Origin of the sequence: Tamilnaduibacter salinus (assembly GCF_003096655.1) — a bacterium.
GTDB classification, from domain to species: Bacteria; Pseudomonadota; Gammaproteobacteria; order Pseudomonadales; family Oleiphilaceae; genus Tamilnaduibacter; species Tamilnaduibacter salinus.
In genome coordinates this window covers 162,401-171,781 of the sequence record NZ_QEKQ01000005.1, presented here as the reverse complement: position 1 = coordinate 171,781, position 9,381 = coordinate 162,401, and the positions used below count along the sequence as shown (strand labels likewise).

The following is a 9,381-nucleotide window of genomic DNA, read 5'->3' as shown; positions in this document are numbered from 1 at the left end:
TTTGACAGTTATTTGCCCGGATGATTGATGCGATGACAGCCTCTGCCCTGTTCCTGTCTGACCGGATACGTGCCCCGCTGCTCGGCCTCACGCTGCTGATGCTGGCTGCTACAGCGGTTGCAGCCTCCGACCTCGCAGGGGAGACCGGTCTCGACAAAAGGGCTTCGCTGACGGCAGTGGAGGCCGCGGTGGGGGAAAACCGGCCCGATGTGATCACCATTGCCGCCGACCCATGGTGCCCGCATAACTGCACCGCCGGCAGCGACCACGAGGGCTACATGATCGACATCGCACGCGAAGTGTTCGAGTCACACGGTCTGACGGTGGAGTATGTGAACACCAGCTGGGCCCGGGCGTTGAGACTGGTCAACGCGGGAGAGCTGGACGCCGTCGTCGGCGCCTATCACGAAGACGCCCCAGGCTTTGTCTTTCCAGAGAATGAACAGGGCCAGGCGACCGTACATTTTTACAAGCGCCCAGACGATGACTGGTCATTCCAGGGGGTGCCCTCTCTAAGCAACCAGTTACTCGTCGTGATCAACGACTATTCCTACACAGCGTTGCTTGATACCTATATTCAGCAGCACCGCGAGGACCCGGAGCGGATCTGGGTGCTGTCAGGCCCCTCGCCACTCGACCGGGCCGCGCAACTGGTCGCACAGGGCCGAGCCGATGTTTTGGTTGAGGAACGAGCGGTCTTTACCTTCCTGAGGCAGGAAAACCCGGACCTGCCAGCGCTTCGCGACGCCGGCGGTCTTCCTTCCACACGAGCCTTTGTTGCCTTCTCACCGGAACTCCCCCAGTCCGCCCGGCACGCCAGTCTTCTGTCTGACGGCATGGTGACGCTGCGTGAGTCCGGACGCCTCGACGCAATTCTGGCGCGTTATGGTCTTGAGGACTGGCGGGATGACGGTAAAGGGGCTGCCGCGGAGACGTCCAGGCTGTCCGTCGTCAGAAGCCCGGTTAAGGAAGTGCTGATCCATTCCCGCATGCCTCTGGCTCCGGGAATGGATCAGCACTTCCTTAGTGCGGGCTCCGGTACCGATTGATCAACGCCCGCCCCGCCTCGGTTTCCCTGACCTGCCGCAATGTCTGGTTGAATTCACGGACGACCCGTCTCGCCTCTGGATGATCCCGACTGACAACAAGGTAAAGCGCCGTTTCCTCCTCAAAAACCGGCCAAGTGGCGAAAAGGCTCGGGTCCATACCGGAATGATCAATCGTGTACCAGCCGGTACGGCGATTGGACGGCACCATGTCCACCCGGTCCAGACGCAGCATATTGAAACAGGATTTCATGGTCTGGGGACGCACCCAGTCAATCTCGTCCATTTGCAGCCGGTATCGCAACTGAGGGATGAGCGCATAGCCGGTTGGACGACAGATACGGACGTCGGATAGCGCCTCCAACGATTCGGGGAAGGCGTGGTCGTCGTGGCGACGAAACATCGTGGACTGGACATGGAACAGCGGATCGGAGAACAGGAATTCCCGATGACGTTCAAAGGAAGGAACAAACGGAAATGCCACATCGGCCCGACCTGTCTTCAGATCCCTCAGCGCCCGGTTCCAGGGTGTGATCGTCAGCTTGGTGGGCTGATTGCGCTCACGGTAAACCATTCGCACCAGCTCCGTGGCGATCCCCTGGCCGGGCATCGCTTTGTCGGCAAACGGCGGATAATCACTGCCCGTCACCATTCGGATCAGAGAAGCTGGCTCGGCGGAGAGCCACCCCGGGAGCAACAGTCCGACAAAAAGAACCGCCAGGAATCTGCGCGGTAGAAATCGTGCCAGGCGAGATCGTCCCACTGCGAGGCCATCCTGACGGTCACTTGAGGTGCATAGTGGTTCGATGTGACGACAATGAGCGCTCACAAGGGACCGCAGAGGGACAGTCGCAGCGGTTCGACTTTCTATCGCGCAAACTCCCAGGCGACAATCGCGTGCCTTGAACTCCATCCTTGCCCCGCTGTTGTCAGGCCCTCAACCGTCAGTATAGACACTGGGCACAGACTGTCGATGAAGCCGAACCAAGGTACCGTCCGCCCCGACCAGTTCAAGGAGACCGCCTTTGGCGAGGCGAAAATGCTGCACCGCCCTGAGACGCTCCAGAAACCGCTGTTCCTGATCCATCAGGGCCGGGGCGCAGGCCTTCAGGGTCGAGGCGGGACGACGGATGGTCAGCCCCTCGCCCGTCAGCCTATAGACGCCCATGTAGCGATTGCATGAGGCCATTCCGGTCAGGCGGCCGTCTTCGAGGAACGTCACGCTCATTCGAGACCCATCGACGATCCCTCGACCGGGCAGGTCGTCGACAATCCAGGTGCCACCCCGCAGCAGCCGGGCCGGATCACCACCACAACCGGAAAGAGTCCTTCCCTGCCACGAGATCGCCACCTGACGTGGGTGCGGCATACCGCTCATGGAGTCCTGGCACGCCTCGTGCCGCACGGTGACCTCCGCCTCATCACCGTTGAGTGAGACGGCGCCCCGGGACACCGACGCGGACTGCGAATGCCATCGGAACGGACCGGTCACCGATGCCTCACCGGGTCGTTCCAGCGTCAGTGTGCCGCCGTCCAGCACGACATGCCAGAAGGGCTCGTTGCCAGACGCTTCGAATGGCTGGGCCACGGCGCCCGGTGACAGGCACACCGGTCGGGGCTCCCCATTGAGCGTCAGACGGGCGCGGTCGCCCTTGTTCCAGAACGTCGTCCCGGAATCACCCACCGCCTCATACCGGGCACCGGATGCCGAGCGCACGCGCGCCAGCGGGTAGCGCTCGCCCGCGACCGCCAGAACGGGCTGGTCTCCGCGGTTTTCAAAAGCGGCTGACAGGGTGCCGCACTGCATCGTCAGTGGTCCCGCGTCCGGCGTTGGCACCGTGTCGGAGGGTGCCTCCAGCCCCGCGCAGCCGCCCAACCCCGTCATGACCAATGTGGCCAGCAACGCCCGAGCCGTTCCCATTGTCATCTCTCCCTGCCGTCCAATCGCTATCGGTAGGGTAGCGCGACGCCCTGATGGCTGAAAGGCACTTCCGAACCGGTTAAAGTAGGCGCCATCATACACTGGCGATAAGGAGAACCCATGACGACGACCATCGGAGACGCAGCCCCGGACTTTTCAGGCTCGGCCACCGGCGATCAGACCCTGTCGCTGGCGGATTTCCGGGGCAGGAAACATGTCGTGTTGTATTTCTACCCCAAGGACAACACCCCGGGCTGTACCACAGAAGGGCAGGACTTCCGGGACCGGCACGCCGATTTTGACGCTCTGGACACGGTGGTGATCGGCGTCTCCCGGGACGGGCTGAAAGCCCACGAGAACTTCCGGGCCAAACACGACTTCCCGTTTCACCTGATTTCTGACAAGGATGAAACGCTGTGTCGGCAGTTTGACGTCATCAAGACCAAGATGATGTACGGCAAGGAGCGCCAGGGCATCGAACGCAGCACCTTCCTGATCGACAGGGACGGCGTCCTGCGCCAGGAGTGGCGGGGCGTCAAAGTACCGGGGCATGTTGACGAGGTGCTGGAGTCGGTCAGGAACCTCTGAACCCAATCTTTCTTAGCCCGTCGGCAGGGACGCCAGGGCCGCACGTATGGGCTCGGGCATGGGAACGGAGGCCTGCGTTTCACGATCCACGAACACGTGGACGAACTCGCCCTGGGCGCAGGGCGTGTCGTCGCCCGGTCGGAATATGCCGACGCCATAGGTGACGGAGCTGCGCCCGAGCCGCTCGATACGCAGCCCGGCCTCAACCGGCTCCGGATAGGCCACCGGGCTGAAATACTGGCAGTTGGAACTGACGACAAACGCGATCACCGGGCTGTTGTGGATGTCCAGCCCGCCCTCCTCGATCAGGTAGCGGTTAACCGCGGAATCGAACCAGGCGTAGTAGGTGACGTTATTCACGTGACCGTAGACGTCATTGTCCTTCCAGCGCGTGGTGATCGTCTGGAACGCGCTGAACGCCTCACGCGGAAACGGCTCCGGTTTCGCCATCAGTAGGCCTCCCGATAGATTGCCAGGGCATCCGCCTCGGATACCTCACGGGGGTTATTGACCAGCAGCCGCTGCTGTTTCATCGCATCCGCCGCCAGCGTCGGCAGAACATCCTCGCCGATGTCCATATCCCGCAGGCGCCTGGGCAGTTCCACCGCACCGATCAGGCTCTCCATCCGGTGAATCAGATCACCGGTGGGCTCCGGCCCGCCCACCAGCGGTGCCAGCTCGTCGTAAAGCGTGGCCGCCGCCGGTTCGTTGAAGCGCAACACCTGAGGCAACACAAGGGAATTGCTGAGGCCATGCGGGATGTGGAAATGCCCGCCCAATGGATAGGCCAACGCGTGGACTGCCGCCACCGGCGCATTGGCGAAGGCCTGGCCGGCCTGCAATGCCCCTAACAGCATCGCGGAGCGCGCTTCCAGATTGTCGCCCTGATGCACGGCCGTGACGATGTTGTTGGAAAGCAACTGGAGCGCCTCACGCGCCAGGGCATCAGACACCGGGTTTTTCCGGATTTTACTGGTATAGGCCTCGATGGCATGGACCATCGCATCAATCCCCGTGGCCGCCGTCACGTGGGGCGGCAGGCCCAGTGTCAGGGCCGGATCCAGCAGGGCGATGTCCGGCAGCAGCAGCGGCGATACGATACCGGACTTGGTGGTCTCGCCCGTGGTGATGATGGCGATCGGGGTCACCTCGGAGCCCGTGCCGGCCGTGGTGGGAACCTGGATCAGGGGCAGCCGTTTCCCTTGTGCACTGCCAACGCCATAGAGTTCTTCCAGGCTCTGACGGCAATCCCCGGAGGCCAGCAGCGCCACGACCTTGGCCACATCCATGGAACTGCCACCGCCAAACCCGATGATGATATCCGCACCGGCCGCAAGAGCCTGTTCCGCAGCCGCCCGGACGGTTGTATCGGGCGGGTCGGCCTCCACCCGGGTAAACCAGTCCACCGCCACGTCGCTATCGGCGAAGGAGCGCTCCGCAGCGCCGAGCAAGCCGGCCCCGACGATCCCACGGTCGGTGATCACCAGTGCCGATCGGGCGCCGTGCTCGCGGCACAGCGACGCCAGCCTTTCCGTGCCGCCCGCTTCGTGAAGGATGCTGGGGGTGGTATTGAACGTAAAACCGTTCATGTCGGATCCTCCCGGTCGTCGAAACCGACGCATTGTTGTAGGTTGTTGTGCGACAATCCCACCATACCCCGGACGAGATGACCATGGAAACGATCCCCTTCTCACAGGCCTGCGAGAACAACAAGGCACCGATTCTTTCCGTGCTCCGGACGGTATTCACCGACCCCGGGGTGATTCTCGAGATTGGCGCCGGTACGGGCCAGCACGCCGAGCACTTTGCGCGCTCGCTGCCCCATTTGACCTGGCAGCCCAGTGACCAGCCGGACCACCACAATACCTGTCGGGCCCGGCTGGGCCGGGCCAATCTGCCCAATGTCCTCGAACCGATCGCGCTCGATGTGCGTCACCGGCCCTGGCCGGTCGGGCATGTGGATGGCGTATTTTCCGCCAACACGGCACACATCATGGGGTGGCAGGCTGTGGAGGCGCTGTTCGCGGGGGTGGGAGAGCTGCTCGGACCTGGGCAGTCGTTCTGCCTGTATGGGCCGTTCAATGAAAACGGCCGGTTCACCAGCGACAGCAATGCCCGGTTTGACCAGCATCTGCGGGCGCAGGATGCGGCGATGGGCATCCGGGACATCGACGACCTTAACGTCCTGGCGCGCTTCAGCAATCTGGCCCTGGCCGACCGGTACCCCATGCCGGCCAACAACCAGTGCCTGGTCTGGGTTCGGACCGGGCCGGCCTGAGGAGACTACTCGACGTTGCGCGAGTAGAAGATTTCCAGCATCTCGCGCTGCAGGCGCTCGGAGATGCTGTCCGCCTCCTCTTCGGGCAGATCCTCCGCGCTCACACCAAACACATAGCGATCCAGCTCGAAGTCCTTGAGCTTCATCTTGGTGTGGAAGAGGTTCTCCTGATAGACGTTCACGTCGATCATCTTGTACGCGTTGCGCGTGTCCTCGGTCAGGTAGTTCTGGATCGAATTGATGTCGTGGTCAATATAATGCTTCTTGCCATCCACATCCCGCGTAAAGCCCCGCACGCGATAGTCCACGGTGACCACATCCGAGTCGAAACTGTGGATCAGGTAATTCAGCGCCTTCAGTGGTGAGATCAGACCACAGGTGGACACGTCAATATCGGCCCGGAAGGTGCTGATTCCTTCGTGCGGGTGGCTCTCCGGGTAGGTGTGCACCGTCACGTGGCTCTTGTCGAGGTGCGCGACGATGGCATCTGGAAGTGGACCCGGTGACTCGGCGTTGTCCGGTTCCGATTCAAACTCATGCTCTGCGATCAGCATGGTCACCGACGCCCCATGGGGCTCGTAGTCCTGCCGGGCGATGTTGAGCACGTTGGCCCCGATGATCTTGACCACATCCGTAAGAATCTGTGTCAGTCGCTCGGCATTGTAGGTCTCATCGATGTACTCAATGTAGGCCTTGCGCTGCTCTTCAGTGCGCGCGTAGCAGATGTCATAGATGTTGAAGCTCAGGGACTTGGTGAGGTTATTAAAACCGTGCAGTTCGAGATTGGATTCCATCGCCACATTCCAGGCTGGAGAGAATGTATGGGCGGTGCGCCGAACCGGCCCCCACGTCCGTCTGACAGTGTAGCGCATCGCCCCCGGGCTGACCTATTCCGCCTCGCGGACTTCATAGCTGTGGGTGATCGACACGCCGGCCTTTTCGAGCATGATCGAGGCGGAGCAGTATTTCTCGGCCGAGAGCGACACGGCCCGCTTGACCAGATTCTCCTTCAGGCCACGACCGGTCACGACGAAGTGCAGGTGAATACGGGTGAAAACGGCCGGCACCGCGTCCGCCCGCTCCGCCTCAAGCTCGGCATGGCAGTCAGTCACGTCCTGGCGGGACTTCTTCAGGATGCTCATGACGTCGAACGAGGAACAGCCACCCAGACCCATGAGCATCATCTCCATCGGCCGTGGCCCCTGATTCCGGCCACCGTGGTCGGGCGGGCCATCCATCTGAACGCTGTGGCCGGAACCGCTGTCGGCCCGGAACCCGGCATCCCCGGTCCACTCGATCGTCGTTTTCATCCTGACCTCCGGCGCTGAAAACTCCGCATGCTATCACACCGCTCGACGGACCGGCTTCGGAAAACCCGTACGATTGTTCTATACTCCCCCGGACACCGTTCCCGGAATGCAGTGCCAATTCCGCACGGACTGCGGGGCTCAAGGAACCTCAATACAACAACTACCGGGACTGCATAGATAGTAGGAGGCACACACAGCTTATGGCCACGATACTCAAACCGGTCGAGCAGAAGACCAGGCATCTCGACTACTTCCTATCCCAGTGTCACCGCCGACGCTACCCGGCCAAGAGCACGATCATCTACGCCGGTGACAAGAGCGATTCGCTGTTCTACATCGTCAAAGGATCCGTTACCGTCATCATCGAAGACGACGACGGTCGCGAGATGATCATGGCGTATCTCAACGCCGGCGACTTCTTCGGCGAAATGGGCCTGTTCGACAGCATGGATTACCGCACGGCCTGGGTGAAGGCGAAAACCGAGTGCGAGGTGGCCGAGATCAGCTACACAAAGGTCCGGGAGATTTCTCAGGAAGACCCGCGTGTGCTCTACTTTATCGGCGAACAGATGGCCAGCCGACTGCGCCAGACCACCCGCAAGGTCGGCGACCTGGCGTTTCTCGACGTCACCGGCCGCGTGGCCCGCACCCTGTTGGATCTGTGCCAGGAGCCTGACGCCATGACCCACCCGGACGGCATGCAGATCAAGATCACCCGTCAGGAAATCGGTCGCATCGTCGGCTGCTCCCGCGAGATGGTGGGACGGGTACTCAAGACGCTGGAGGACCAGGGACTGGTCATGGTCAAAGGCAAGACCATGGTGGTGTACGGCACACGCTGAACCGCCCTCACCCCAAGAAAAAACGGCCAGCCCGGCATCCTGCCCGGCTGGCCGCGCTCCCCCGGCAGGGGATTCACGATGCCTGCGGCTGTTCCGCCGCCAGCACCCCGTCCCGATAGTCCCGTAGCGTCTGCTCGATTTCATCGCGGGTGTTCATCACGAACGGACCATACTGCACGACCGGTTCGTTGATGGGCCGTCCCGCCAGCAGCAGCAATCGCGCGCCCTCCTGACCGGCCCGAACGCTCACCTGGTTGCCATCATCGAGAATACTGGCCGCCTGACGTTCAAGCGCTGAATCCCCGAGACTGGCCGTGCCTTCGTAGAGATACACCATGGCATCCAGACGCGAAGGGACGGGCAGCGTCACGGCGCCACCCGGGTCCAGCTGCACATCGGCATAAAGCGGCTCGGTTGTGCCCCCGGTCACTGCTCCGGAGTGAGCCTCTCCGGCCAGAGTCAGAACACCCGCGATCAGACGTGCCCGGCCGCCGTCGAAGGACACCACGGGGATGTCCCCGGGCTGGATGTCACGATACCTGGCGGGCGTCATCTTTTCCGCCGCCGGCAGGTTGAGCCAGAGCTGGAAGCCACGCATGGCACCGGATTCCTGCTGGGGCATCTCTGAATGGATGATGCCGCGCCCGGCGGTCATCCACTGGACGCCACCGTTGCGCAGATCGCCCCGATTGCCCATGTGATCCTCGTGCAGCATGTGCCCGTCGATCATGTAGGTCACCGTCTCGAAACCCCGATGGGGGTGGGACGGAAACCCGGCGATGTAATCGGCCGCGTCCTCCGAGCCAAACTCATCCAGCATCAGGAACGGATCCAGCCGGATCGTCGGCTGCTGGCCGATGGAACGGCGGATGCGCACACCGGCGCCGTCGGACGTTTCCCTGGACGGGATGGACCGCTTCACAACACGGTCAGTCATTTCGCACCTCCCCGGGGAACAGCCCCGATTCCACTGACCTTTATTAAACGCCCATTCCGCTCCCGGGAAAATCGAAACGTTATGGTGGGGTTGTTCAGATTTTTTGTTCGACTGGCCAGCATCATTAAACGTTCTCGCCGATCCGCGTGAAAACGCAGAGGAAGCGGCAGGTCGTCATGCCAACGGTGCCGCACCTGTAGCCGATGTCTCTGACTTCGGAGCAGGCCGTCAGGCCTGCCGGATCAACAGGACTGACCCAGCCCGCAGGTGCTTGCTTGCAAGCGACCAATCTCATGCGAATACCTGGCCTCGCCCGTCGGATTGGTCGCGAGCAAGCTTGCTCCTTGTATGTTGACCGGAATTTGCCTGCAAACCCGGTCGTCCTGCGGACGACTCCGAAGTCGGAGACATCGGCTACAGGTACTATCACGCTAATCCGCGATAAACCTCATAAAAGGG

Annotated in this window: 11 protein-coding genes; 4 read left to right on the top strand and 7 right to left on the bottom strand. The window is 62.0% G+C overall.

The genetic code is table 11. The annotated features are described in order from the left end of the window. Nucleotides 1–32 precede the first annotated feature (32 nt). Nucleotides 33–1,049: a substrate-binding periplasmic protein gene (locus C8D92_RS09060; RefSeq protein ID WP_243402414.1), complete on the top strand. Its 1,017-nt coding sequence runs from the start codon at nt 33–35 to the stop codon at nt 1,047–1,049. Here C8D92_RS09060 and C8D92_RS09055 read toward each other — a convergent pair. Both C8D92_RS09055 and C8D92_RS09050 read right to left on the bottom strand, forming a co-directional pair. Further along, nucleotides 1,024–1,809 carry a substrate-binding periplasmic protein gene (locus C8D92_RS09055; protein WP_158222372.1) on the bottom strand — a complete coding sequence of 262 codons (786 nt, stop codon included), beginning with the start codon at nt 1,807–1,809 and terminating at the stop codon, nt 1,024–1,026. The genes C8D92_RS09060 and C8D92_RS09055 overlap by 26 nt on opposite strands. Before the next feature lie 174 nt (nt 1,810–1,983). Beyond that, nucleotides 1,984–2,967, bottom strand: coding sequence for an META domain-containing protein (locus tag C8D92_RS09050; RefSeq protein ID WP_165819261.1), 984 nt, complete (start codon nt 2,965–2,967; stop codon nt 1,984–1,986). Nucleotides 2,968–3,087: 120 nt separating this feature from the next. On the opposite strand from C8D92_RS09050, the gene C8D92_RS09045 reads away from it, so the two are divergent. Further along, nucleotides 3,088–3,555: a peroxiredoxin gene (locus tag C8D92_RS09045; protein ID WP_116919145.1), complete on the top strand. Its 468-nt coding sequence runs from the start codon at nt 3,088–3,090 to the stop codon at nt 3,553–3,555. Nucleotides 3,556–3,567: 12 nt separating this feature from the next. Here the strand turns inward: C8D92_RS09045 and C8D92_RS09040 are convergent, their stop codons facing one another. Continuing rightward, nucleotides 3,568–4,005, bottom strand: coding sequence for an acyl-CoA thioesterase (locus C8D92_RS09040; RefSeq protein ID WP_116919144.1), 438 nt, complete (start codon nt 4,003–4,005; stop codon nt 3,568–3,570). Beyond that, nucleotides 4,005–5,144 carry an iron-containing alcohol dehydrogenase gene (locus tag C8D92_RS09035; protein WP_116919143.1) on the bottom strand — a complete coding sequence of 380 codons (1,140 nt, stop codon included), beginning with the start codon at nt 5,142–5,144 and terminating at the stop codon, nt 4,005–4,007. Before C8D92_RS09035 ends, C8D92_RS09040 begins: the two co-directional genes overlap by 1 nt. Nucleotides 5,145–5,227: 83 nt before the next feature. Here C8D92_RS09035 and C8D92_RS09030 point away from each other — a divergent pair, with 83 nt between their 5' ends. Then, entirely contained in the window at nt 5,228–5,833 is a 606-nt protein-coding gene (locus C8D92_RS09030) for a DUF938 domain-containing protein (protein ID WP_116919142.1), read from the top strand. A gap of 5 nt (nt 5,834–5,838) precedes the next feature. On the opposite strand, the gene speD is transcribed toward C8D92_RS09030, so the two are convergent. Beyond that, entirely contained in the window at nt 5,839–6,627 is a 789-nt protein-coding gene (gene speD, locus C8D92_RS09025; RefSeq protein ID WP_095611554.1) for an adenosylmethionine decarboxylase, read from the bottom strand. A gap of 93 nt (nt 6,628–6,720) precedes the next feature. Beyond that, nucleotides 6,721–7,143 (bottom strand): OsmC family protein, encoded by a 423-nt coding sequence (locus tag C8D92_RS09020; protein WP_095611555.1) that lies wholly within the window; start codon nt 7,141–7,143, stop codon nt 6,721–6,723. Nucleotides 7,144–7,343: 200 nt separating this feature from the next. On the opposite strand from C8D92_RS09020, the gene crp reads away from it, so the two are divergent. Continuing rightward, entirely contained in the window at nt 7,344–7,985 is a 642-nt protein-coding gene (gene crp / locus C8D92_RS09015; protein WP_095611556.1) for a cAMP-activated global transcriptional regulator CRP, read from the top strand. A gap of 73 nt (nt 7,986–8,058) precedes the next feature. On the opposite strand, the gene C8D92_RS09010 is transcribed toward crp, so the two are convergent. After that, nucleotides 8,059–8,922 carry a pirin family protein gene (locus C8D92_RS09010; RefSeq protein ID WP_116919141.1) on the bottom strand — a complete coding sequence of 288 codons (864 nt, stop codon included), beginning with the start codon at nt 8,920–8,922 and terminating at the stop codon, nt 8,059–8,061. Nucleotides 8,923–9,381 lie beyond the last annotated feature (459 nt).